The sequence below is a fragment of the Pseudomonas sp. PvP027 genome (assembly GCF_017833005.1).
GTDB lineage: Bacteria > Pseudomonadota > Gammaproteobacteria > Pseudomonadales > Pseudomonadaceae > Aquipseudomonas > Aquipseudomonas congelans.
This window is the reverse complement of record NZ_JAFIBK010000001.1, coordinates 2,254,424-2,278,432: the sequence shown is the minus strand read 5'-3', so window position 1 is coordinate 2,278,432 and position 24,009 is coordinate 2,254,424. Positions and strand designations below refer to the sequence as shown.

The following is a 24,009-nucleotide window of genomic DNA, read 5'->3' as shown; positions in this document are numbered from 1 at the left end:
GATGTTGAAAGTTATTATTTTCAAGGGGTTGCGATACGGGACATCTGATCATTTGTTTAATCAGGCTGCATCGTTCTCATTGGCCAAGAGCTGGCGCGAGTGGCTATTTGGCAGTCAAGGCTTGTTTAACATTGCTGCCAGGCACGCAACAACGAAGAAAATCTTGTCTCGCGGTCTCCTGCGGCATTGCGGTGCCTTGAGCGCGAGCTTCAGGAACGACAGCCGTGTACTCCCTTGCTTTCCCGCAGTTTGCAGTTGGTTGTTTCCGGTCAAACGGCCAATGAGTAATACCTGCCCGGCCCACCAGCCATCAGCAATCTTTTTCAGTCGACTGATGAGTGAGGCAAGTCCGGTATTGGCTCCAACCTGATTGTTGGCGTGTTGACGGTAGTCCATGCCTGAAACCGGATCGATAAGCCATTGGAAGCCGTGACTGCGAGCATATGCGTAACAGTACCAGTCGTGCAGGCTGACGGCCTGAGCTTCGTCCCAGTGGGAAAGGAGTGATGACTTGAAGGCATCTGCAAGCCGGCGATTCAACACATAGGTGCAGCCGGGGCCGGCAGCTTCGAACAGATAGTCCCACTGGACCTGAGGCTGAGCCTTGTCCAGCAGTACGCGCTGCCCATCGGGCCAGAATGCGGTGACATTGCTGGAATAGGCATCGTGATGACCCGTCGCCAAGGCCGATACGGCGCGCTGAAGCTTGTCCGGATGCCAGAGATCATCTTGATCGGAGAACGCCACGTAATCAAACGTCGAGAAGTGGACATCCCGGATCAAGCGGAAGAAGTTGCGTGACGCTCCGCCAAATCGTCCGGCAGGCGGCAGCAGGGTGATATTCGCATGACGCTGCGCGTAGTCAGCACACCATGCTTCAGTGCCGTCCGTGGAGGTATCGACACTGATGAATACGCTGACGCAGACATTTGTCTGCTTCAGAATGGAGTCAAGTTGCGCCTCTATCCACGCCATACCGTTATAGGCTGCCAGCAGCACGGCTACCTTGGGGAACACAGATGACATACTGTCAGCCTTGCGGTATGGGGGATGGAGTTTACAGTCTTAGAACGAGCCCAGATCCAGCAGCTTCTGCAGATATTGGCCGTAGCCAGTCTTCTTCAGTTTCTGAGCTTGCTCACCCAGCTGCGCGGCAGTGATCCAGCCGTTGGTGTAGGCGATCTCTTCCAGGCAGGCAACTTTCCAGCCCTGACGCTGCTCGATGGTGTGCACGAAATGGCTCGCTTCCAGCAGCGACTCATGAGTGCCTGTGTCGAGCCACGCAAAGCCACGACCGAGAATTTCCACGGTCAGACTTTTCTGCTCGAGATAAGCACGGTTCACGTCAGTGATTTCCAGCTCGCCGCGCTCTGAAGGCTTGATGTTCTTCGCTATTTCGACAACCTGATTGTCGTAGAAGTACAGGCCGGTGACTGCATAGCTCGACTTGGGTGCTGCAGGCTTCTCTTCGATGCTCAAGGCGCGACCGGTTTCGTCGAACTCGACAACGCCAAATCGCTCAGGATCGGAAACGTGGTAACCGAAGACGGTAGCACCGCTGGTCTGCTGGCTGGCCGAGCGCAGGTTGTCGGAGAAGTGCTGACCGTAAAAGATGTTGTCGCCCAGGATCAGGCAGCAAGGATCTTCACCGATGAATTCTTCGCCGATGATGAACGCCTGTGCCAGGCCATCAGGAGTCGGTTGCTCTGCATAGGTGAGCTGAATGCCGTATTGGCTGCCGTCGCCCAGCAGCTTGCGGAAGCTCGGCAGGTCTTCTGGCGTGGAGATGATCAGGACTTCACGCATGCCTGCCAGCATCAACACCGACAGGGGGTAGAAAATCATCGGTTTGTCGTAGATAGGCAGCATCTGCTTGGATACGCCAAGGGTAAGCGGATGCAGACGAGTGCCCGAGCCGCCGGCCAGGATGATGCCTTTACGATTAATGGTGGTCATTTGTTCAGAGTTTCCATGAGCATTCGGGCTACACCACTTTGCCAGTCAGGCAGGTGCAGAGAAAAATTGTGGCGCAGCTTTTCTGTGTTCAGACGCGAATTCAGAGGGCGTTGCGCGGGTGTCGGGTATTCGATTGTGCCGATGGGGTTGATCGTTTCCACCGCCAGGGGTTCCCCGTGGGCGCGGGCGAAATCAATCACATACTGCGCGTAGGCATGCCATGACACTTCGCCGGCAGGTGCCAGGTTGTAGATGCCGCACAACTCCGGCTTCGCCAGCGTCTGAAGAAGGGCAGCCGTCGCTATGTCGGCCAGCAACTCGGCACCTGTAGGCGCTCCAATCTGATCGGCGATCACATTGAGCGTCGGGCGATCTTTTGCAAGGCGCAGCATGGTTTTGGCAAAGTTGTTGCCGCGTGCGGCATAAACCCAGCTGGTACGGAAGATCAGGTGCTTGCAACCTGAGGCAGCGATAAGTTGCTCGCCTGCAAGTTTGGTTGCGCCGTAATAGTTGACCGGCGACACGACATCGCCTTCTTTCCATGCGGTGTTGCTCGAACCGTCGAACACATAATCGGTCGAGTAATGAACCAATAGCGCGTCCAGCGTGCGTGCTTCCTCTGCCAGTACCTGGCTGGCCAGCGCATTGACCCTGTGCGCAAGCTCACGCTCGGTTTCGGCCTTGTCGACTGCAGTGTAGGCTGCGGCGTTGACGATGACCTGCGGTTTAACGCTGCGAATGGTATTGCGCAAGCCATCCAGATCAGACAGATCGCCAGAAAGCTCGCCATAGGCCGTCGATACGCTATGGCGGTCAAGAGCTATAACTTCACCCACTACAGCGAGTGAACGTTGCAACTCCCAACCCACCTGGCCGTTTTTGCCCAGCAGAAGAATTTTCATCATTTATCGGCGCGCGCTGTGTAGTTCTTGTCGATCCATTGCTGGTAGCTTCCGCTCTTCACGTGAGCAACCCATTCAGGGTTATCGAGATACCATTGCACCGTCTTGCGGATGCCGGATTCGAAGCTTTCTTCCGGTACCCAGCCCAGCTCGCGCTGAATCTTGCTGGCATCGATAGCGTAGCGCAGGTCATGGCCTGGGCGGTCCTGCACATAAGTGATCAGGCTGGCATGCGGGCGATGAGCTGAATCCGGACGCATCTGGTCGAGCAGGGCGCAGACAGTGTTGACCACTTCGAGGTTCTGCTTCTCGTTGTGGCCACCGATGTTATAGGTCTCGCCGATCTCGCCTTCGGTGACGACTTTGTACAATGCGCGGGCATGATCTTCTACGTAGAGCCAGTCACGAACCTGATCACCTTTTCCGTAGATGGGTAGCGGTTTGCCTTCCAGCGCATTGAGAATGATCAGCGGGATCAGCTTCTCCGGGAAATGGCACGGGCCATAATTGTTGGAGCAGTTGGTTACCAGCGTGGGCAAGCCGTAAGTGCGGCTCCAGGCGCGTACCAGGTGGTCAGAGCTGGCCTTGCTGGCCGAGTAGGGTGAGCTTGGCTGGTAAGGCGTTGTCTCGGTGAAGAGATCTTCCGGACCTTCCAGGTCGCCGTACACTTCATCGGTGGAGATGTGATGAAAGCGGAAGTTGGCCTTGCGTGCTTCATCCAGCTGGTTCCAGTAGCCTCGTGCAGCTTCAAGCAGCGTATAGGTGCCGATGATGTTGGTCTGGATAAACTCCGAAGGACCAGTGATCGAGCGATCGACATGCGATTCGGCCGCCAGGTGCATGACGGCATCGGGTTGGTGTTCTTTGAACACCCGATCCACGTCCTCGCGGTTGCAGATATCGACATGCTCAAACGCGTAGCGCTCGCTTTGATCGGCCGACTGCAGCGACTCGAGGTTGCCTGCATAGGTCAGCTTGTCGACGTTAACGACGGAATCGGTTGTGTTGGCAATGATGTGCCTGATGACCGCCGAACCGATGAAGCCTGCACCGCCTGTTACTAAGATCTTCAAAAGAGTATCTACCTTGGGTTGTGACAAGGCTCTGCCCGGTCCGTGGAAACAATCGCTGATCGGCCTGCGTCTTTCAGACATCTGCTGCGTTAAACATGCATGTTTAAATGGACGTGGATGAGCGACGGTTAAAAAACGACATTTTACATATAAAAACAGACATCCCCATCAAAAATTTGAGGGTATCGGCGAGAGTGTGGCGCGCTTGAAAATGGCCGTGCATAAAAAACACGAAAGCCCCAGATAATGGGGCTTTCGCGGTGATCGGAGCGCGCTCTTGCCGAGCGCCCTCTGGGCATGCGTGATGCTTAGACGTTAAACCGGAAATGCATCACATCACCGTCTTTGACGATGTATTCCTTGCCTTCCAGGCGCCACTTTCCGGCTTCCTTGGCGCCGGCCTCACCCTTGAACTGGATGAAGTCGTCATACGCCACCACTTCGGCGCGGATGAAGCCTTTTTCGAAGTCGGTATGGATAACGCCTGCGGCTTGTGGTGCGGTGGCACCGACGCGGACGGTCCAGGCGCGCACTTCTTCGACGCCAGCGGTGAAGTAGGTCTGCAGGTGGAGCATTTCGTAGCCAGCGCGAATCACGCGGTTCAGGCCGGGTTCTTCGAGGCCCAGGGCTTCGAGGAACATGTCTTTCTCTTCGCCGTCATCGAGCTCGGCGATTTCGGCTTCGATCTTGTTGCAGACCGGCACCAGCATTGCGCCTTCTTCTTCGGCAATGGCGCGGACCACGTCCAGCAGCGGGTTGTTCTCGAAACCGTCTTCGGCGACGTTGGCAATGTACATGACCGGCTTGGTGGTCAGCAGGTGGAAGCCGCGGATGGTGGCTTTCTCGTCGTTGCTCATGCTCTTCATCAGGCTGCGTGCAGGCTTGCCTTCGCTGAAGTGTGCAATCAATTGTTCCAGCAGGCCTTTCTGGACCACTGCGTCCTTGTCGCCACCCTTGGCATTGCGCGTGACCTTTTGCAGTTGCTTTTCGCAGCTGTCGAGGTCGGCGAAGATCAGTTCCAGATCGATGATCTCGATGTCGCGTTTGGGGTCGACGCTGTTGGAAACGTGAATCACGTTCTCGTCTTCAAAGCAGCGCACCACGTGGGCGATGGCGTCGGTCTCGCGGATGTTGGCGAGAAACTTGTTGCCCAGGCCTTCGCCCTTCGAAGCGCCTGCCACGAGGCCGGCGATGTCGACGAACTCCATGGTGGTCGGCAGGATGCGTTTCGGGTTGACGATGGCTGCCAGGGCCGCCAGGCGCGGGTCGGGCATCGGCACGATACCGCTGTTCGGTTCGATGGTGCAGAAGGGGAAGTTCTCGGCCGCGATACCAGATTTGGTCAGGGCGTTGAACAGGGTGGACTTGCCGACGTTAGGCAGGCCGACGATGCCGCAATTGAATCCCATGGTGTTTCCCCTCGAGTGATGTCAGGCCTTCTGGCTGTGCAGGTTTTTCATCGCCCGGTTCCATTCACCGGCGAAGATATCCGGCAGCACGCCGAGGGCAAAGTCGATACTGGCGTCCAGTTTTTCCTGCTCGGCGCGTGGCGCTCGACCCAGGACAAAGCCGGATACCTTGCTGGCATCGCCCGGGTGGCCAATGCCAAGCCGCAAGCGATGGAATGTGTTCTGATTGCCGAGCTGCGCAATGATGTCGCGCAGCCCGTTATGACCGCCGTGACCGCCGCCTACTTTGAGTTTGGCAACGCCCGGAGGCAGGTCAAGTTCGTCATGCGCCACCAGAATCGACTCGACCGGAATGCGATAAAAGCCGGCGAGTGCCGCGACAGCCTGGCCGCTGCGGTTCATGTAGGTGGTGGGAATCAGCAGACGAACATCCTGACCCTGGTGCGTAAAGCGCCCGGTCAGGCCAAAGAATTTGCGCTCGGGAACGAGGTTGACTCGTTGCGCCGCAGCAATACGCTCAACAAAAAAAGCCCCTGCGTTATGCCGGGTCTGTTCGTATTCGGCGCCCGGATTTCCCAGGCCCACGATCAGTTGTATGGCGGTCACGACAGGGGCTCTTCCTTTGGAGTTGAGGGTTGAACCGCTGACGACAGCGGCAATGTGGACGAAAACTGCTCATTTACCATGATGTAAACTCAGCGATCTCGCCCGCTTTGCCTGCTATCGCTCGCGATGTCTCCTGAGCAACTCCGACGTTACCAAGTAATGAATTACTCGGCAGCGCCTTCTTCAGCTTCACCTTCTTCTTCGTCTTTGACGATACGCGGTGCGTGGACGTTGGCGATTGCCAGGTCAGTACCGTGTGCCAAAGCGACGAACTCAACGCCTTTAGGGGCTTTCAGTTCGGACAGGTGAACGTTGTCACCCACTTCCAGCGCGCCCAGATCAACTTCGATGAACTCAGGCAGGTCTTTCGGCAGGCAGGTCACTTCCAGTTCAGTGGTAGTGTGCGAGATCTCGCCGCCTTTCTTGACCGGAGCTTCTTCGTTCAGGAAGTGGATCGGCACGATTGCGGTCAGTTTCTGGCCGGCAATAACGCGCACGAAGTCAGCGTGCATCACGTGGCCCTTGGCCGGGTGACGTTGCAGCGCCTTGATGATGACGTTTTGCTTCTTGCCACCAACGTTCAGCTCGATGATGTGGCTGTAGGCCGCATCGTTTTCCAGCAGTTTGGCAACTTCCTTGGCCAGCATGCTGATGGACTCGGGGGCTTTGTCGCCACCGTAGACTACAGCTGGAACCAGGCTAGCGAGACGACGCAGGCGGCGGCTCGCACCTTTCCCCAGGTCGGAACGCTGTTCTGCATTCAGGGTAAATTCGTTCATGTTGTATCTCCAAATTAACCACATCCACCGTTGCGTTTGCGACCAGCGCTCGGATGGTATGGGCAAAAAAGCCCCGCCCTGACCGGATGTCAGGGCGGGGCGCTTTTCGTCTGCGTGATGTCAGTTAACGGAACATCGCGCTGATCGATTCTTCGTTGCTGATGCGGCGAACCGCTTCGGCGACTACCGGGGCAATATCCAGTTGACGGATACGGCCACAGGCTTGAGCTGCGGCGGACAACGGGATGGTGTTGGTCACCACCAGTTCGTCCAGCACGGAATTTTCAATGTTTTCGATCGCCCTACCCGACAACACAGGGTGTGTGCAGTAGGCGAAGACCTTGGCAGCACCATGCTCTTTCAGGGCCTTGGCCGCGTGGCACAGAGTGCCGGCGGTATCGACCATGTCATCAACCAGAATGCAGGTACGCCCTTCGACATCACCAATGATATGCATCACTTCGGAGTGATTGGCTTTCTCACGGCGTTTGTCGATGATACCGAGATCGACACCCAGGGATTTGGCGACAGCACGTGCACGCACGACACCACCGATATCCGGGGAAACGATCATCAGGTTTTCAAAGCGCTGATCTTCGATGTCATCCACCAGAACGGGGGAGCCGTAGATGTTATCTACCGGAATGTCGAAGAAGCCCTGAATCTGGTCAGCATGAAGATCAACCGTGAGCACACGGTCGATTCCCACTACGGTCAGCATGTCAGCGACAACTTTTGCGCTGATTGCAACACGAGCGGAGCGCGGACGGCGATCCTGGCGGGCATAACCAAAGTAGGGAATCACAGCAGTGATTCGGGACGCTGAGGAGCGACGGAAGGCATCAGCCATCACGACGAGTTCCATCAGGTTGTCGTTCGTGGGTGCGCAGGTCGGCTGAATGATAAAGACGTCTTTACCGCGGACGTTTTCATTAATCTCAGTGCTGATTTCACCGTCGGAGAATTTTCCAACAGAAACATCACCCAGTGGGATATGCAGCTGACGTACTACACGCCGAGCGAGATCGGGGTTGGCATTCCCCGTAAAGACCATCATCTTGGACACGCGCAGTACCTAGAGGCTGAGGGTAACCTGGATGAGTATAGAAAATGGCAGGGGCGGCTGGATTCGAACCAACGCATGGCAGGATCAAAACCTGCTGCCTTACCGCTTGGCGACGCCCCTGTATTGAATCAATCGAGTGCCTGGCACTCAATTCCTGCTACAGAATTTGCAGCTTGCGATGCAACATCGAGATGTTGCTTCCTTTCGCTACGAACCCCGTAAGGGTCTCTGTAAGAAGGGCCGAGACTTTATCAGCTTCAGCTTTGTTTGGGAAGGCCCCAAACACACAACTTCCAGTTCCGGTTAATTTTGCTTCGGTAAATTTACCTAACAAATTCAAAGCGTTACGTACTTCTGGGTAACGCCTCTCTACAACCGCCTTACAGTCATTTCGACTGTTTCCCTTGGGAACGGGGCGCACTTTAATGGGCGGCGTGTCGCGTGTCAACAACGGATCTGAAAAAATTTCTGCTGTACTTACAGCGACTTGCGGAACGAGTACCAAATACCACGGTTCTTCCGGGTCCACCGGGGTGAGAATTTCACCGACGCCCTCAGCAAAAGCGGCATGTCCACGTACGAAAACCGGTACATCGGCGCCGAGTGTCAGGCCCAGTTGCGCCAGGCGATCCTCATCCCAGCCGAGCTGCCATAAATGATTCAGGGCGAGCAGGGTGGTCGCTGCATCCGAGCTGCCGCCGCCGATACCGCCCCCCATGGGCAGGCGTTTTTCCAGCCAGATGTCCATGCCCAGTGTGCAACCGGACTGTTTTTGCAGGGCGCGGGCGGCTTTGACGATCAGGTTGCTGTCATGCGGGACACCGGGAACGTCGGTCTGCAGGCGAATCTCGCCATCGTCGCGAACGGTAAAACCCAGTTCGTCGCCGTAATCGAGAAACTGAAACAGCGTCTGCAGTTCGTGATAGCCGTCAGGGCGGCGTCCCAGAATGTGCAACATGAGGTTGAGTTTTGCCGGGGCAGGCAAAACCAGTTGTGGCGTGCTCATGGTCATTGCCCCAGTTTGCGAGGCTGCCAGTCCTTGATGACCAGCGTTACGTCCAGATCCTGACCGTGCAGCTTGACGCGCTCCGGCAGCCAGTAGCCGTTCTGCTCGACGTAACTGAGGTATTCCACCTGCCAGCCATCCTGTTCAAGGCTGGCCAGCCGGCTGTCGCCATCGAGTGTGACGCTGCTTTTGCTGTCCGGTGCCGGCAGGCCGCGTACCCACCATACAAGATGAGACACGGGCAGTTTCCAGCCCAGTTGGTCCTGCAGCAGTGATTCTGGCGACGTGGCTTCGTAGCGGCCCTGATTGGCGACTTCGAGCACCACCGCCCCCGGCCTGCCGGTCAAGCGCGCCGCGCCACGACCGAGCGGGCCGGACAGGCGAATGTCGTAATAATCCTGGCGCTGCAGCCAGAACAGGGTGCCGCTGCCTGAGTCTTTTGGCGCGCGGATACCGACCTTGCCGTTGATCTGCCAGCCATCGAGGCTGCTCAGTTGTTGTTTGTGCTCGCGCCATTGCGCGGGGTCACCCTTGCCCTGAACGGCTTCGCGGGAGGTGAGGCCGGCGCAGCCGGTGAGCAGGGCGATGAGGCTGAATACGATTACGTGGCGCAAAAACATAACGTCAAAGGGTCTCTGATCCGGTCAAGCGTCGCAATGTGCTGCGCAGGACGGTGCTGTCGGGTTGTTGTTCCAGGGCCTTGGCCCAGACTTTTTTGGCTTCGCGCTGCTCGCCCTTGGCCCAGAGTACTTCGCCAAGATGGGCGGCTACTTCGTGGTCGGGGTAGCGTTCGAGGGCCTGGCGCAGGTAGCGCTCGGCATCGTCCAGATTACCCAGGCGGTAGTTCACCCAGCCAAGGCTGTCGAGCACTGCCGGGTCATCAGGGTTGATCTTGTGGGCTTTTTCGATCAATTCGCGTGCTTCGGTATAGCGCGTGGTCCGATCGGAAAGGGTGTAGCCCAGCGCATTCAGCGCCATGGCGTTTTCCGGCTCGCGCTTGATGATGCTCCGCAGGTCTTTTTCCATCTGGGCCAGATCATTGCGTTTTTCAGCCAGCATGGCGCGGGTATACAGCAGGTTGGCGTCGTCAGGGTATTGCTTGAGCGCCTGATTCAACACCTGCCAGCCACGATCCAGTTGATCATTGCTGGTCAGGGTTTCGGCTTCGATCAGGTACAGCTGGACTGCATAATCGGGCTCTTCGGCGCGTGCTTCGGACAACCGTTTGGCGGCTTCCGCACCGTTGCCATTGCTGACCAGAATATCGGCCTGGCGCAACTGCGCTGCCAGGAAGTCCGGGCCAGGGCCTACCTGAGCGTATTCGTTGAGTGCGCTTTGCGGGTCCTCGCGCTCTTCGTGGATGCGGCCCAGATTCAGGTGCGCCGAATCGACATGCGCGCCGCGGGCGATCAGTTCTTCCAGATAGCCCGCTGCTTCGTCCCAGGCCTTGGCTTCAAGGCACACCAGTGCCAGCGAGAAGCGCAGCTCGTCGTCATCCGGATACTGCTGCAAGAGCGCGGAAAACTGCACTTTGGCGTCTTCCATGCGGTTCTGCTCGACGAGCATGCGCGCATACGTCAGGCGCAGGCGCTTGTCGTCCGGGTATTCCTTGATGCTTTTTTCCAGCAGGGGCACCGCTTCCTTGCCTCGATTCATGCTTTGCAGCAGGCGGGCGTGCAACAGGATCGGCGCGATTTCACCTTCTTTCGGTGGGTTGTCTTCGAGCAGTTTCAACGACCGTTCGGAGTCACCGTTCTGCTGCAGCAACAACGCCTTGCCGAAAATCAGCTGGCCGTTGTTCGGGTATTTGCCCAGCAGTCGGTCAAAGCTCTTGAGCAGACCATTGCGGGTGTCCGGATCTGTTTCGGCGGCCGACAGGGCAAGGAAGTCGAAGTGCGTATCGCCCTGGCCTTGCAGGACTCTCTCCATGTACACCAGCGAATCGTCGTAACGACCGGCGCGCGCCAGTTGAATGGCGGCAGCTCGCTGTGCTTCAAGATTGCCCGGTGCGTTCCTCGCCCAGATCAGCGCGGTATCCAGCGCCGACTGATCGGCGCCCATGTACTCGGCGATCTGATAAGCGCGCTCCGAGACCCCCGGGTCTTGAGTCTTGATCGCCTGGGTCACGTAGTTGTCCAGGGCGATGTCGAAGCGGTTGCGCTGGCCCGCCAGCTCCGCGCTCAACAGGCTGACCAGGGTGTCCTGAGTGAACGAACCATAGACCTGCGGCTTGGCTTCAGGCGCGGGCTGGGCGTCCTTTTGAGCGGGCACAGGCTGTGACGAGGCGGGGGTCATGGACTGACAGCCACCTAGAAAGGCGAGAGCAAGGAACAACGCGGAGGATCTATTCATATATAAGAAGGGCGGCTTACCTGCGGTGGGAGCATCATGACACAAGGCTGTTGGCAAAACCCACAGCCGTCGGAAAAACTGATGCAATGCGTGTGTTTGCAGTGTCGCGGACCCGAAAGCACGGTCTGCGACGAGCGATTGTAGTGGGACAATAATATGTGGTGGTTGTTCTGAGCTTATCGAAGTAGGACAATTACCGGCTTCACGTCACCACCTGCGACCCTGAATGGCCTTCCTTGCACTCGGTATCAACCATAAGACCGCCTCGGTCGACGTTCGCGAGCGTGTGGCATTTACCCCGGAACAGCTGGTCGAGGCATTGCAGCAGCTCTGCCAACTGACGGAGAGCCGCGAGGCTGCGATCCTTTCTACCTGCAACCGCAGCGAGTTGTACATCGAACACGAGCACCTCGGCGCGGACAGTATTCTTGCCTGGCTCGCCGATTATCATCACCTCAGTCTTGAAGAACTGCGCGCCAGCGCTTATGTGCACGAAGATGACGCCGCAGTGCGGCACATGATGCGTGTCGCCTCGGGGCTCGATTCGCTGGTGCTCGGCGAGCCGCAGATTCTCGGTCAGATGAAATCCGCCTATGCTGTTGCCCGCGAAGCCGGCACGGTCGGGCCATTGCTCGGCCGTTTGTTCCAGGCGACGTTCAGCGCCGCCAAACAGGTGCGTACCGACACCGCCATTGGCGAAAACCCGGTTTCTGTGGCCTTTGCCGCAGTCAGCCTGGCGAAACAGATTTTCAGTGACCTGCAACGCAGCCAGGCCTTGTTGATCGGTGCAGGCGAGACCATTACTCTGGTCGCCCGGCATCTGCATGATCTGGGCGTCAAGCGTATCGTGGTTGCCAACCGCACGCTGGAACGCGCCAGCATGCTCGCCGCCGAGTTCGGTGCGCACGCCGTGCTGCTGTCGGACATCCCGGCGGAACTGGTCAACAGCGATATCGTGATCAGCTCGACGGCCAGCCAGTTGCCGATTCTGGGCAAGGGCGCTGTGGAAAGTGCGCTGAAGCTGCGTAAGCACAAACCGATTTTCATGGTCGATATCGCCGTACCGCGGGATATCGAACCTGAAGTCGGCGAGCTGGACGATGTTTACCTGTATAGCGTTGATGATCTGCACGAAGTGGTGGCAGAGAATCTCAAGAGCCGTCAGGGCGCTGCGCTGGCCGCCGAGCAACTGGTCAGCGTGGGTGCCGAGGACTTCATGTCGCGCTTGCGCGAACTGGCTGCAGTCGACGTGCTGCGCGCCTATCGTCAGCAAAGCGAACGGCTGCGTGACGAAGAGCTGAGCAAGGCGCAACGTATGCTGGCCAACGGCAGCAATGCCGAGGACGTACTGATCCAGCTGGCACGTGGCCTGACCAACAAATTGCTGCATGCACCCAGCGTGCAGCTCAAGAAGCTGTCTGCCGAAGGTCGCGTCGATGCGCTGGCCATGGCCCAGGAACTATTTGCCCTCGGTGAGGGCTCGACGGATAAAACCCCGCAATGAAAGCTTCACTGCTCAATAAGCTGGATGTGCTCAGCGACCGTTTCGAGGAACTGACCGCGCTGCTCGGCGACGCGGAAGTCATCAGCGATCAGACACGCTTTCGCGCCTATTCCCGTGAATACGCCGAAGTGGAGCCGGTCGTTGCGCTCTACGCGCAGTTGCTCAGGGTGCAGGGGGATCTGGAGGGCGCCCAGGCGCTGCTCAAGGACAGTGATCCGGACATGCGCGAAATGGCCGTCGAGGAAGTTCGCGAAACCAAGCAGCAACTGGTCGAGCTGGAAGCGCAATTGCAGCGCATGCTGTTGCCCAAGGACCCGAACGACGGTCGTAACGTGTTTCTGGAAATCCGCGCGGGCACCGGCGGCGATGAAGCGGCGATCTTCTCCGGCGACCTGTTCCGCATGTATTCGCGTTACGCCGAGCGGCGTGGCTGGCGGGTCGAGATTCTTTCCGAAAACGAAGGCGAGCATGGCGGCTACAAGGAAGTCATTGCACGTGTCGAGGGTGAAAGCGTCTATGGCAAGCTGAAATTCGAGTCCGGCGCGCACCGCGTGCAGCGTGTTCCGGAGACCGAATCCCAGGGCCGTATCCATACCTCTGCCTGTACGGTTGCGGTGTTACCGGAGCCTGACGAGCAGCAGGCGATCGAGATCAACCCTGCCGACCTGCGTGTCGACACCTACCGTTCTTCGGGCGCCGGTGGTCAGCACGTCAACAAAACCGACTCGGCGATCCGCATTACTCACTTGCCGTCGGGTATTGTCGTCGAGTGCCAGGAAGAGCGTTCGCAGCACAAGAACAGAGCCCGGGCAATGTCCTGGCTCTCTGCCAAACTGAATGATCAGCAGACCAGCGCGGCGGCCAATGCCATCGCCAGCGAACGCAAGCTGCTAGTGGGTTCGGGCGATCGTTCCGAACGCATACGTACGTATAACTTCCCTCAGGGGCGAGTGACGGATCACCGCGTGAACCTGACTTTGTATTCGCTGGATGAAGTTCTGGCAGGCGGAGTCGATGCAGTGATAGAGCCGCTACTTGCTGAATATCAGGCTGACCAACTTGCGGCACTGGGTGAGTAAATGACCATCATCGCAAGTGTACTCAGAAGCGCTGAGCTTCCCGATTCACCGACTGCACGGCTTGATGCCGAGTTGCTGCTGGCGGCAGCGCTGGGCAAACCGCGCAGTTTTCTGCACACCTGGCCCGAGCGAATTGTCAGCACCGAAGCCGCAGTGGCATTCGCCGGCTACATGGAGCGCCGCCGCAAGGGCGAGCCAGTGGCTTATATTCTCGGCCAGCAGGGCTTCTGGAAGCTGGATCTGGAAGTCGCACCGCACACGTTGATCCCGCGCCCCGAGACCGAAATGCTGGTCGAGGCGGCACTGGAGCTGGTGCCTGCCTTCGCGTCTGCTCAGTTGCTGGATCTCGGCACCGGCACCGGCGCGATTGCGCTGGCGCTGGCCAACGAACGCCAGCAATGGAAGGTCACCGCGGTTGACCGTGTGCCAGAGGCTGTCGCCTTGGCCGAACGCAACCGGAAGCGCTTGCAACTGAACAACGCCGAAGTTTTCGAAAGCCACTGGTTCAGTGGCCTGCAAGGCCGACAGTTCGACCTGATCATCAGCAACCCGCCTTATATTTCCGACGCCGATCCACATCTGTCGGCCGGTGACGTGCGTTTTGAGCCGAGCAGCGCGCTGGTAGCCGGTTCCGACGGGCTGGATGACTTGCGCACGATCATCGAACAGGCGCCTGCACACCTCAATGCAGATGGCTGGCTGCTCCTGGAGCATGGCTATGATCAGGGGCCTGCGGTGCGTGAGCTGCTGATCCGCCAGGGCTTCGAGCGTATTCAGACCCGTCGTGATCTGGGCGAGCATGAGCGCATCACGTTCGGATGCAAGCCGTGCTGAGTGATCAGGAACTGCTGCGCTACAGTCGCCAGATTCTGCTGCAACACGTTGATATCGACGGCCAGTTGCGACTCAAGCAAAGTCGTGCGCTGGTCGTGGGCGTCGGCGGGCTTGGCTCGCCGGTAGCCTTGTATCTGGCCGCCGCAGGGGTTGGTGAACTGCATCTGGCGGATTTTGATCACGTCGACCTGACCAACCTGCAACGCCAGATTATCCACGACACGCAGAGCATCGGGCAGGCCAAGGTAGATTCGGCCCTCGCGCGGCTCAACGCTATCAATCCCGAGATCACCCTTGTCGCTCATCGTACTGCGCTGGACACCGACTCACTGGAGGCGGCGGTGCAAGCTGTCGATCTGGTGATGGATTGCTCGGATAATTTCGCCACCCGCGAAGCGGTCAATGCCGCCTGTGTCGCTGCTGGCAAGCCGTTGGTCAGTGGGGCGGCCATCCGGCTCGAAGGACAGTTGTCGGTGTTCGACCCGCGTCGTGCGGACAGCCCTTGTTACCATTGTCTGTACGGGCATGGCAGCGAAGCCGAACTGACCTGCAGCGAGGCCGGTGTCATCGGGCCGCTGGTCGGTCTGGTTGGCAGCCTGCAGGCGCTGGAGGCGTTGAAACTGCTGGCCGGCTTTGGCGAGCCCATGGTCGGTCGACTGTTGTTGATCGACGCCTTGAGCACGCGTTTCCGTGAGCTGAAGGTTAAGCGTGACCCTGCGTGCAGCGTCTGTGGTCCGGCCAGCGTGCAGGGCGAGCATGCTTGACGTGCATATGAGCCATGGCAGCGATGCGCCGGTCGGAATCTTCGATTCCGGGGTCGGTGGTCTGTCGGTGCTCAATGAAATCCGTCAGCTGTTGCCCAGCGAGTCGCTGCTGTATCTGGCGGACTGCGGGCACATTCCCTACGGCGAAAAAACTCCCGAATTCATCATCGAGCGGTGCCTGACGATTGCCGGGTTTTTCCGCGAGCAGGGGGCCAAGGCGCTGGTTGTCGCCTGTAATACGGCTACGGCAGCAGGTGTGTCGCACATACGTCAGCGCTACCCCGACTGGCCGATTGTCGGCATGGAGCCTGCGGTCAAACCGGCTGCCGAGGCGACCCGCAGCGGTGTCGTCGGAGTGCTGGCGACTACCGGAACGCTACAAAGCGCACGGTTTGCTGCCTTGCTGGACCGTTTTGCCAGCGATGTACGGGTCGTGACCCAGCCGTGCCCAGGGCTGGTCGAACTGATCGAAACCGGCGACCTGGTCAGTCCGCAAATCCGTCAATTGCTGCAGCATTATGTCGAGCCGTTGCTGGCGGCGCGCTGTGACACGATCATTCTGGGCTGCACTCACTACCCGTTTCTCAAGCCATTGCTGCGCGAAATGCTTCCCGAGTCGGTCACCCTGATCGATACCGGGGCCGCAGTAGCGCGGCAGCTGCAGCGTCTTTTGGCGCGGTCCGGCGTGCTTGCCAGTGGTGTCGCCCGAGACACTTTGTACTGGTCTAGTGACATACCGGACAATTTCAGAAAAATCCTACCTTTTTTGTCGCAAAACGTCGGCAATGTGAGAAGCTTCCGTTTGTAAAAAAAACGTGAAAAAGGCGCTTTTGGGGTGAACTAACGTCGCCTCCGCGGCTTCTATAAAAGCGGCTTATGAATTCCAACACTTTTCGTACAATTTAATATATTTAGGACGTTTCTCATGAAGAGACTCTTTTGCCTGGCCGTGATTGCGGCCGCTTTGGCAGGGCAAGCTTCAATCGCGCAGGCTGATGGTGTTGAGTTTTCGGTCGGTCAGACCGGCGAGTCCACCATGACTTATCGTCTGGGCGTACAGTTTGATTGGGATAAAACCTGGCTGCAAAGCGACATCGGCCGTCTGACCGGCTACTGGGATGGCGCCTACACCTACTGGGATGGTAAGGACTACAAGGATAACCACAGCCTGTCGTTCTCCCCGGTTCTGGTCTACGAATTCGGCAACGGCAACGTCAAGCCATACGTAGAAGCCGGTATCGGCGTCTCGGTGTTCTCGAACACCCAGGTTGAAGACCGCAAGTTCGGTTCTGCCTTCAACTTCGAAGACCGTATCGGTTTTGGTCTGCGCTTCGCGGGCGGGCATGAAGTCGGTATCCGTGCGACCCACTACTCCAACGCCGGTATCAAAGAGCCGAACGACGGTATAGAAAGCTACGCACTGCACTACAAGATGCCGTTCTGATTTGATCGACTCTGGTACGTGGCAACGTCACTTGTGGTCTCATTTTTGGTCTGTAGTTAGCAGTTACTGCCATCCAGTGCTTTTTCTCACGCGATGGCACTGACGACACAGATTGCGACGTAAGTGACGGCTGAGTCCTGGCGCTGATCCGGGGGTAGCCTGGCAGGACGCCAGGCTAGCCGCACCGGGCCATGGATGGCCCGTTGCGGCGACCCCCGGATCAGTGACAGGGCGAAGGAACCCGACGAAGTCGGGCCGGAAACGGAGCGGTGACTTTGCTTACTTTGGTCCCTCAAAGTAAGGCGCCGTAAGGGCGCAAAGGTCACCTGAGCCGAACCCCAATCCACCTGACATCACAGAACCGCCGTGTGACGCAGAGCGTCACGAACTGCATTCCCACGCGGAGCGTGGGGACGATACTCATCCATTCAGCAACACTGATCAAAGACATCCAGTCAGCAATACTGATCAAAGATAAGCCGTCGCAATCCCCTTGCGTTCGTTCAGGCAGTCTTCCGCACCCGCTTCGAATTCACGACAGATCAACGGGCGTTTCTCGTAGATCGTGCACATCATCGTGTTGCGATCCAGTGCAGCGCACCAGCCGTCATCCAGACGCAACATGACTTCGCCACCCCATTCATCGGTATCGATGTAACGCTCAGGTACGCCCGTGTCGGTGATCAGCATCACTTCCAGTTGGCAGCAGCAGGCTGCGCAGGTCGAACACGTGACTGCCGGTTCTTCGCCATGGACCTCTGCGAGCGGAATGAGTGTAGCGTTCAGAGCGGTTCTCCCGAGTGTCTGGCGGCGCGGGCTGCCAGCCATTGCAGCAGGGGAAATACCCCCGCCCAGACCAGGCCCAGCACCAGCATGCCTGGCCACACTCCGAGGGGAAGGTGGACCTGTGCCAGTTGCGAGCCGGCATAGTACGACATCGGACCGCCAATAGCGCCCAGCACGACTGCGCGCCATAGCGGCTTCGCTGTCCAGGCCAGACAATGATTGAGCGTGGTGCCCAGCACCGCCCACAGCAGCGCCAGCCACAGCGGCAAGAGATAGCCGCCAGTGCCGAAATCAAAAACACCGAGTGTCATCAAGGCACTGTCCAGCACGATACCGATCAAGGTCACTGTGAGAATCAGCCGGCCTTCGGCTGCCCATGAGCTGATCCACAGAAAATGCACCGCCAGGACGCCGACGGCGATCATCAGCCAGTAGCTGTTGCCGCCCAGTACGCAGGCGAACCAGCCGATCTGAAACAACAGCGCATTGGCGATGGATTTAAGCATTGAAGCGGCCAAGCAAGGGTTCGCGCAACGCCTCGGGCTTGGCGAGCAGCAGCTGCGCGGTGCCAATGGTTCGCTCCAGGAAACCGCCTTCGCAATAGCACAGGTAAAACTCCCACAGGCGGAGGAAATGCTCGTCGTAACCCAGCTCGGCGAGTTTTCCGTGAGCGGTTTTGAAGTTGTCGTGCCACAGGCGCAGGGTGCGCGCGTAGTGCAAGCCGAAATCTTCCATGTGCAGCAGGTTCATGTCGGTATCGCTGCCGACGATGTCGAGCATCTTCGCCACCGAGGGCAGGGCGCCACCGGGGAAAATGTAACGCTGGATGAAGTCCACATTGCGTTTGGCCTGTGCGTAACGCTGCTCGCGAATAGTGATCGCCTGCAGCAGCATCATGCCGTTGCTTTTCAGCAGGTTCGCGCATTGCTTGAAGTAAGTGGGCAGGAAACGATGGCCGACCGCTTCGATCATTTCGATGGACACCAGCTTGTCGTACTCACCGGTCAAATCCCGATAGTCTGTCAGCAGCAGCGTCACCCGATCCTGCAGGCCCAGTTCGATCAGTCGTCGCTCGGTGTAGGCGAACTGTTCTTTGGACAGGGTCGTGGTGGTTACCTGGCAGCCGTAGTGCTGCGCAGCGTAAATAGCCATGCTGCCCCAGCCGGTGCCGATTTCCAGCAGGTGATCGGTGGGTTTCAGGGCAAGTTTCTGGCAGATGCGCTCGAGCTTGTTCAACTGCGCCTGTTCAAGCGTATCGTCTTCGCTGAGGAACTGTGCGGCTGAATACATCATCGTCGGGTCGAGAAACTGCTCGAACAGCGTATTGCCCAGGTCGTAGTGGGCGGCGATGTTTTTCTGCGAGCCTTCGCGTGTATTGCGGTTGAGCCAGTGCAGCGCGTGAACCAGCGGGCGGGTCAGGCGCGCCATTCCGCCTTCCATCGCATCCAGCACATCCAGATTGCTGACAAACACCCGGACCACCGCGGTCAGGTCGGGTGTCGTCCAGTAGCCATGAATGAATGCCTCGCCCGCACCGATGGAGCCGTTGCTGGCGACCATGCCCCAGGCTGCCGAATCGAGAAGGTGGATTTCAGCCTGAATCAGTGCGCCGTTCTTGCCGAACACATGGCGCTCACCCCGTTCGACAATTACCAACTGGCCGTTGCGCAGTCCTGCGAGTTGCCGCAGCACACCTCGGCGCAGGAGGTTGGCAGTCAAACCATTGGTGCCCAGATTGGCAGAAAAACTACTGCTACTGCTTTTCATGGAGTGAGTCCTTGGATTGCGCGGCGGCAGCACGGTACTCGCCGTCAGCGGCCTGATGGGAAAAGATAGGTATGCGTTTGACCAGCAGGCGCATGGCCTGCCAATAAATGGCCAGACAGGTTTTCGCCGTCATCCATGGATAAGCGATCAGATAGCGATGTAACGTCGTGCGGTCGAGATTCTGGCGGGTCAGATTGAGCGTGGCGTCAAACATCTTCAGCTCGCCTTGCCAGTCAGCCATGTGTACACCTATCCGTTCGGCGGGCTGGCTGAAGCTCATGCGGTATTCGAGATCACGTGGCAGGAACGGTGAAACATGAAAGGCCTTGGCCACGGCAAAATGCTGATGACCTTCACCGGTGGCGGGCAGCACGTAGCTGTAGCGCTCGCCCCACGGGGTATTGGTGACTTCACACAGGATGCCGGCCAATGTGCCGTCAGCCTCATGGCAGTAGAAGAAGCTCACCGGGTTGAACGACAGGCCCCAACTGCGTGCCTGGGTCAGCAGGCAGACGCGACCTGAAGGGATGCGGCCCAATGCTTTGCCGACCCGCTCGCGGACCGCCTCGATGAGCGTCAGCCCTTGCCCGGTCAGCTCTGGCAGATAGTCTCGCTCACGGAACGAGAACGGCGCAAAACGCTTCCGGCCCGCCAGTGGGGAGAGCCCCAGCACACTGTCCTGCTCATCCAGATCCAGATAGAGCAGGCCTATCCGATAGGTGAACTCATGGGAGCGCGGTGCAAACCGCCGGTGGCTGATCCAGCCACTGTACAAGGCGCTGTTCACAGCGTTTCACCAAAGGCCTGGGCGACACGCAGGCCGCTGACCACGCCGTCTTCGTGAAAGCCATTGGCCCAGTAGGCGCCGCAGTACCAAGTGTGATCCACACCATTGATTTCCTCCCAGCGCGCCTGAGCAGCGATTGCATCGAGGCTGTATTGCGGATGCGCATAACGGTAGCGGCCAAGGATTTTTGCCGGGTCGATGGCGGCGGTCTGGTTGAGGCTGACGCAGAACGTCGTATCGCTCTCGATCCCTTGCAGAATGTTCATGTCATAGGTGACGGCGGCCGACTGCTGTTCGCCGCCGCCCAGCCGATAGTTCCAGCTCGCCCAGGCCAGTGTGCGCCTGGGCAGCAATCGCGTATCGGTGTGCAGCACCACATCGTTTTCGGCATAGCGCAGGGCGCCGAGAATCGACTGCTCTGCACTCGATGGCTGTGCCAGCAAAGCCAGGGCCTGATCGCTGTGGCAGGCAAATACCACCTTGTCGAAGCGTTCGCTGCCCAGGGCGCTGTGCAGCGTCACACCTTGGCTGTCACGCTCGACACGTGTGACCGGGCACGACAGACGAATCCGCTCGCGGAACGAGGCGGCCAACGGTTCCACATAACTTCTGGAACCGCCCTGAATCACGCACCATTGCGGCCGATGGGTGACCGAAAGCAGGCCGTGATTCTTGAAAAAGCGCACGAAGAACTGCAGCGGGAAGCCGAGCATGTCGGCCAGTGACATCGACCAGATCGCCGCGCCCATGGGTACGATGTAGTGATCGATGAAGCGCTGGCCATAACCGCCGTTCTTCAGGTACTCACCCAGCGTGGTGTCTGCCGCGATGCGCTGGTTTTCCAGATCATCGACTGATTGGCGGTTGAAACGCAGGATATCGCGCAGCATGCCCCAGAACCGCGGCGACAGCAGATTGCTGCGCTGGGCGAACAGGCTGTTGAGGTTGTTGCCGTTATATTCCACGCCAGTGCGCGGATCATGCACCGAAAAGCTCATTTCCGCAGGCTGGAAGCCGACACCCAGCTGGCCTAGCAGGCGAATGAAATTGGGGTAGGTCCAGTCGTTGAAGACGATGAAACCGGTGTCAATGGTGTAGGCGCGGCCTTCGACCTGAACGTCCACCGTATGAGTGTGCCCGCCGATCCAGTCCGAAGACTCGAAAACGGTCACCTCATGCGCGCGGTTGAGCAGGTAGGTACTGGTCAGGCCAGCGATCCCGCTGCCAATGACTGCGATCTTCATTGCGCGTCCTTATTCGACGATTCGCTGCGCGCCATGCGTTTGCCGAGGGCGAGTCGGGCGCGTGCCGGGAGCAGAGCCAGTAAGCTCATGCTAAAGATGAACAACGCCGGAAAGGCGATATCCAGTGGGCGTTTGTTGCGTCCCAGCTTGCTGGCGATGTGCTTGGCTGCCTTTTCGACAGGCCAGCGCATCGGCATGGGGAAATCATTTTTCTGCGTCAGCGGTGTATCGACGAATCCAGGGCTTACCACCGTCACGTCGATATTTTCGCTGGCCAGGTCCAGGCGCAGCGCTTCGAGCAGATAACGCAGGCCGGCCTTCGACGCGCCGTAGGCTTCGGCGCGGGGCAGGGCCAGGTAGGTCACCGCACTGGCCACGCCGACCAGATGCGGCTGATGACCTTTGCGCAGCAGCGGTAACGCGTGCTCGATGCAGTAACTGCTGGCCAGCAGGTTGGTACGCACCACGCGTTCGACCATGGCCGCCTCAAACTGCCGGGCATCAATGTATTCGCAGGTGCCCGCGTTGAAGATAGCGGTGTCCAGGGCGCCCCATTGCCGGTCGATGTCGTCGGCAATCGCCTTGACTTGCTCGGGGTCGGTGATGTCGCCGGTCACCAGCAGCACCTGCGTGGGATAAACGTTCGCAAGGTTTTGCAATGGCTCAAGCGTGCGGGCGGTCAGTGCCAGCCGATGACCGGCGTTGAGCAGTTCTTTGGCCAGAGCCAGGCCTATGCCGCTGCTTGCCCCGGTCAACCAGATGCGTCGTGCAACAGGAGTGCTCATCCCAACCTCTTCTTCAACCAATGGATGACTCGACCCATGACGGGCAGATGTTCGTAGAGCAATGCACCGGCATCGAAGTAGTCCCGGTGCCGATAAACCTTGTCGCGCCACTTCAGGTGCGAACAGCCTTCTACCTGAATTGTCCGGCCGGCGGCCAGGCGCGGATGCGAATAACTCATGGTCCAGACCAGATAGCCCTCGCCGGGGCGCACTTCGTCGAAGGCATGGAAGTCGAAATGCAGGTCCTGGACGTTGGCGTACAGCTCGCCGAAATAGCGGCGCATGGCGTCAAGGCCGTGGATATCGTGCATCGGATCGCTGAACGACACGTCTTCGCTGTACAGCTCGGCAACCTGATCAAGGTTGTCCTTGTTCAGAGCGGCAAAACCTTCGGCGAAGCGATGCAGGAAATCAGCCATGTTCGACTCCTGCGGCCGGCTGTCGAGCCGGTAGCGCCTTGAACGCTGCCAGGGCTCGGGCGCGGCTCTTGCTCAGATCGACGATGGGTTTCGGGTAGTCGGCAGCGCCAAACAGGTCACCGATTAACGACGGGTTGTGAATCTGTTTTTTATTCATATCCGCCAGCTCCGGCAGCCAGCGCTTGATAAACACGCCTTCGGGGTCGAAGCGTTCCGACTGCGACAACGGATTGAAAATACGGAAGTAGGGCGCCGAGTCGGTGCCGGTGGACGAACTCCACTGCCAGCCGCCATTGTTGGACGCCAGGTCGCCATCGATCAGGTGGCGCATGAAAAAGCGCTCGCCCTCACGCCAGTCGATCAGAAGATTTTTGGTGAGAAACATTGCGACGACCATCCTTAGCCGATTGTGCATCCATCCGGTTTCCAGCAACTGACGCATCGCTGCGTCAATGATCGGCAGTCCGGTGCGCGCCTCTTGCCATGCCCGCAGTTCTTCAGGGGCATCGCGCCATTTCAACGCTTCTGTTTCCGGGCGAAAGGCGCGATGACGCGAGACGCGCGGGTAGCCGACCAGCGTGTGTTTATAGAACTCCCGCCATAATAGCTCGTTGATCCAGGTCACGGTGCCGACGTCGCCGGTCTCGAACTCACCCTGATTGCTGGCCAGGGCTGCATGCAGGCACTGGCGTGGCGAAATCACCCCGGCCGCCAGATAGGCCGACAGCTGGCTGGTGCCGGGCTTGGCCGGAAAGTCGCGTTCGGTCTTGTAGTAGCTGATCTGCTCGTCGGCGAAGGCGTGCATGCGCCGTCTGGCTTCCGCCTCACCGGCCGGCCACAGGTCGCGCAACGCCTTCGATGGTGTGGCAAAGCCCTTGACCTGATCGGGGACCGTATCGCTTTTTATTGACTGTGCCGGCTGCGCTTTCGGGGTGCGTATCGGGTGCGGCATGGCCTCGTGCATTCGGGTGTAGCAGACCTTCTTGAACTGGGTGAATACCTGAAAGTAGTTGCCGGTCTTGGTCAGGATGCTGCCGGGCTTGAATAACAGCTGATCAAGGTAGCTGTTGAAGTGCACACCGGCTTTTTCCATCGCCTTCTGCACTGCCTGGTCGCGACGGGTTTCGTTGATGCCGTATTCCTGATTAAGGTGCAGGCCCTCGACCTTGAACTGTGTGCACAGCTTTGCCAGCACTTCAGGCGCCTGATCCCAGGTGTCCGCTTCGCGGATCAGCAAGGGAACATTCAACTCGCCCAGCGCCTGTTCGAGCTCGACCAGATTGCGCAGCCAGAAGTCTACCTTGCAGTCGGCATCGTCATGGCTGCGCCACTGCGCAGGACTGAGCAGGTAGACCGCCAGCGTCGGACCGCGCTCCATGGCGGCGGTCAGGGCAGTGTTGTCTTGAGCGCGCAGGTCGCTACGCAGCCAGATCAGTTGCATGAGAAG

Annotated in this window: 25 protein-coding genes and 1 tRNA gene; 6 read left to right on the top strand and 20 right to left on the bottom strand. The window is 58.6% G+C overall.

Going from position 1 to position 24,009, the window contains the following annotated elements:
• Window positions 1-114: 114 nt before the first annotated feature.
• The 12 genes from JOE33_RS09510 to JOE33_RS09455 all read right to left on the bottom strand — a co-directional run bounded on the left by JOE33_RS09510 (window position 115) and on the right by JOE33_RS09455 (window position 11,149).
• Window positions 115-1,026 carry a glycosyltransferase family 2 protein gene (locus JOE33_RS09510; protein WP_187625174.1) on the bottom strand — a complete coding sequence of 304 codons (912 nt, stop codon included), beginning with the start codon at window positions 1,024-1,026 and terminating at the stop codon, window positions 115-117.
• A gap of 39 nt (window positions 1,027-1,065) precedes the next feature.
• Window positions 1,066-1,956 (bottom strand): glucose-1-phosphate thymidylyltransferase RfbA, encoded by an 891-nt coding sequence (rfbA, locus tag JOE33_RS09505; RefSeq protein WP_002552131.1) that lies wholly within the window; start codon window positions 1,954-1,956, stop codon window positions 1,066-1,068.
• Window positions 1,953-2,858 (bottom strand): dTDP-4-dehydrorhamnose reductase, encoded by a 906-nt coding sequence (rfbD, locus tag JOE33_RS09500; protein WP_187625187.1) that lies wholly within the window; start codon window positions 2,856-2,858, stop codon window positions 1,953-1,955. The genes rfbA and rfbD overlap by 4 nt, the downstream gene beginning before the upstream one ends.
• Entirely contained in the window at window positions 2,858-3,931 is a 1,074-nt protein-coding gene (rfbB, locus tag JOE33_RS09495) for a dTDP-glucose 4,6-dehydratase (RefSeq protein WP_054992422.1), read from the bottom strand. Before rfbB ends, rfbD begins: the two co-directional genes overlap by 1 nt.
• Before the next feature lie 308 nt (window positions 3,932-4,239).
• The gene (ychF, locus tag JOE33_RS09490) at window positions 4,240-5,340 is read right to left on the bottom strand and encodes a redox-regulated ATPase YchF (protein ID WP_004663905.1); all 1,101 of its coding nucleotides are present in this window, start codon (window positions 5,338-5,340) and stop codon (window positions 4,240-4,242) included.
• Between the two features lie 21 nt (window positions 5,341-5,361).
• On the bottom strand, window positions 5,362-5,946 hold the full coding sequence (pth, locus tag JOE33_RS09485) for an aminoacyl-tRNA hydrolase (protein ID WP_003317127.1): 585 nt from the start codon (window positions 5,944-5,946) through the stop codon (window positions 5,362-5,364).
• A 164-nt stretch (window positions 5,947-6,110) separates the two neighbouring features.
• On the bottom strand, window positions 6,111-6,725 hold the full coding sequence (locus tag JOE33_RS09480; RefSeq protein WP_003317126.1) for a 50S ribosomal protein L25/general stress protein Ctc: 615 nt from the start codon (window positions 6,723-6,725) through the stop codon (window positions 6,111-6,113).
• Between the two features lie 124 nt (window positions 6,726-6,849).
• The gene (locus tag JOE33_RS09475; protein ID WP_003317125.1) at window positions 6,850-7,791 is read right to left on the bottom strand and encodes a ribose-phosphate pyrophosphokinase; all 942 of its coding nucleotides are present in this window, start codon (window positions 7,789-7,791) and stop codon (window positions 6,850-6,852) included.
• 45 nt (window positions 7,792-7,836) lie between these two features.
• Window positions 7,837-7,911: transfer RNA gene (locus JOE33_RS09470), tRNA-Gln, on the bottom strand.
• A gap of 37 nt (window positions 7,912-7,948) precedes the next feature.
• Window positions 7,949-8,797: a 4-(cytidine 5'-diphospho)-2-C-methyl-D-erythritol kinase gene (gene ispE, locus JOE33_RS09465; protein WP_010430233.1), complete on the bottom strand. Its 849-nt coding sequence runs from the start codon at window positions 8,795-8,797 to the stop codon at window positions 7,949-7,951.
• Between the two features lie 2 nt (window positions 8,798-8,799).
• The gene (gene lolB / locus JOE33_RS09460) at window positions 8,800-9,417 is read right to left on the bottom strand and encodes a lipoprotein insertase outer membrane protein LolB (RefSeq protein ID WP_010430230.1); all 618 of its coding nucleotides are present in this window, start codon (window positions 9,415-9,417) and stop codon (window positions 8,800-8,802) included.
• 4 nt (window positions 9,418-9,421) lie between these two features.
• A complete protein-coding gene (locus JOE33_RS09455) occupies window positions 9,422-11,149 on the bottom strand; it encodes a tetratricopeptide repeat protein (RefSeq protein ID WP_187625173.1) in 1,728 nt (575 codons plus the stop codon).
• A gap of 226 nt (window positions 11,150-11,375) precedes the next feature.
• Between JOE33_RS09455 and hemA the strand changes: the two genes are divergently transcribed.
• From hemA to JOE33_RS09425, 6 genes are all read left to right on the top strand, one after another.
• Complete coding sequence (hemA, locus tag JOE33_RS09450) at window positions 11,376-12,653, top strand: glutamyl-tRNA reductase (RefSeq protein WP_003433718.1); 1,278 nt, start codon at window positions 11,376-11,378, stop codon at window positions 12,651-12,653.
• Window positions 12,650-13,732 (top strand): peptide chain release factor 1, encoded by a 1,083-nt coding sequence (gene prfA, locus JOE33_RS09445; protein WP_010430223.1) that lies wholly within the window; start codon window positions 12,650-12,652, stop codon window positions 13,730-13,732. The genes hemA and prfA overlap by 4 nt, the downstream gene beginning before the upstream one ends.
• Window positions 13,733-14,566: a peptide chain release factor N(5)-glutamine methyltransferase gene (gene prmC, locus JOE33_RS09440; RefSeq protein WP_010430220.1), complete on the top strand. Its 834-nt coding sequence runs from the start codon at window positions 13,733-13,735 to the stop codon at window positions 14,564-14,566.
• Window positions 14,560-15,330, top strand: a complete 771-nt coding sequence (locus JOE33_RS09435) for a molybdopterin-synthase adenylyltransferase MoeB (protein ID WP_187625186.1) — start codon at window positions 14,560-14,562, stop codon at window positions 15,328-15,330. The genes prmC and JOE33_RS09435 overlap by 7 nt, the downstream gene beginning before the upstream one ends.
• Window positions 15,323-16,138, top strand: a complete 816-nt coding sequence (murI, locus tag JOE33_RS09430) for a glutamate racemase (protein WP_010430216.1) — start codon at window positions 15,323-15,325, stop codon at window positions 16,136-16,138. The genes JOE33_RS09435 and murI overlap by 8 nt, the downstream gene beginning before the upstream one ends.
• Before the next feature lie 117 nt (window positions 16,139-16,255).
• Entirely contained in the window at window positions 16,256-16,774 is a 519-nt protein-coding gene (locus JOE33_RS09425; protein ID WP_002552154.1) for an acyloxyacyl hydrolase, read from the top strand.
• Between the two features lie 468 nt (window positions 16,775-17,242).
• Here JOE33_RS09425 and JOE33_RS09420 read toward each other — a convergent pair whose 3' ends face one another.
• Genes JOE33_RS09420 through phrB form a run of 8 tightly spaced genes read right to left on the bottom strand, consistent with a single transcriptional unit; the run spans window position 17,243 to window position 24,003 of the window.
• A complete protein-coding gene (locus JOE33_RS09420; RefSeq protein ID WP_050549186.1) occupies window positions 17,243-17,602 on the bottom strand; it encodes a YkgJ family cysteine cluster protein in 360 nt (119 codons plus the stop codon).
• A complete protein-coding gene (locus JOE33_RS09415) occupies window positions 17,557-18,066 on the bottom strand; it encodes a DUF2878 domain-containing protein (protein WP_010428689.1) in 510 nt (169 codons plus the stop codon). The genes JOE33_RS09420 and JOE33_RS09415 overlap by 46 nt, the downstream gene beginning before the upstream one ends.
• A complete protein-coding gene (locus JOE33_RS09410; RefSeq protein ID WP_122530469.1) occupies window positions 18,059-19,327 on the bottom strand; it encodes a cyclopropane-fatty-acyl-phospholipid synthase family protein in 1,269 nt (422 codons plus the stop codon). The genes JOE33_RS09415 and JOE33_RS09410 overlap by 8 nt, the downstream gene beginning before the upstream one ends.
• Window positions 19,314-20,114, bottom strand: coding sequence for a DUF1365 domain-containing protein (locus tag JOE33_RS09405; RefSeq protein ID WP_032615928.1), 801 nt, complete (start codon window positions 20,112-20,114; stop codon window positions 19,314-19,316). Before JOE33_RS09405 ends, JOE33_RS09410 begins: the two co-directional genes overlap by 14 nt.
• Window positions 20,111-21,358, bottom strand: a complete 1,248-nt coding sequence (locus JOE33_RS09400; protein ID WP_187625172.1) for an FAD-dependent oxidoreductase — start codon at window positions 21,356-21,358, stop codon at window positions 20,111-20,113. The genes JOE33_RS09405 and JOE33_RS09400 overlap by 4 nt, the downstream gene beginning before the upstream one ends.
• A complete protein-coding gene (locus tag JOE33_RS09395) occupies window positions 21,355-22,143 on the bottom strand; it encodes an SDR family NAD(P)-dependent oxidoreductase (protein ID WP_010428677.1) in 789 nt (262 codons plus the stop codon). The genes JOE33_RS09400 and JOE33_RS09395 overlap by 4 nt, the downstream gene beginning before the upstream one ends.
• Window positions 22,140-22,562: a nuclear transport factor 2 family protein gene (locus JOE33_RS09390; protein WP_010428675.1), complete on the bottom strand. Its 423-nt coding sequence runs from the start codon at window positions 22,560-22,562 to the stop codon at window positions 22,140-22,142. The genes JOE33_RS09395 and JOE33_RS09390 overlap by 4 nt, the downstream gene beginning before the upstream one ends.
• Window positions 22,555-24,003 carry a deoxyribodipyrimidine photo-lyase gene (gene phrB / locus JOE33_RS09385; protein ID WP_122693534.1) on the bottom strand — a complete coding sequence of 483 codons (1,449 nt, stop codon included), beginning with the start codon at window positions 24,001-24,003 and terminating at the stop codon, window positions 22,555-22,557. The genes JOE33_RS09390 and phrB overlap by 8 nt, the downstream gene beginning before the upstream one ends.
• Window positions 24,004-24,009 lie beyond the last annotated feature (6 nt).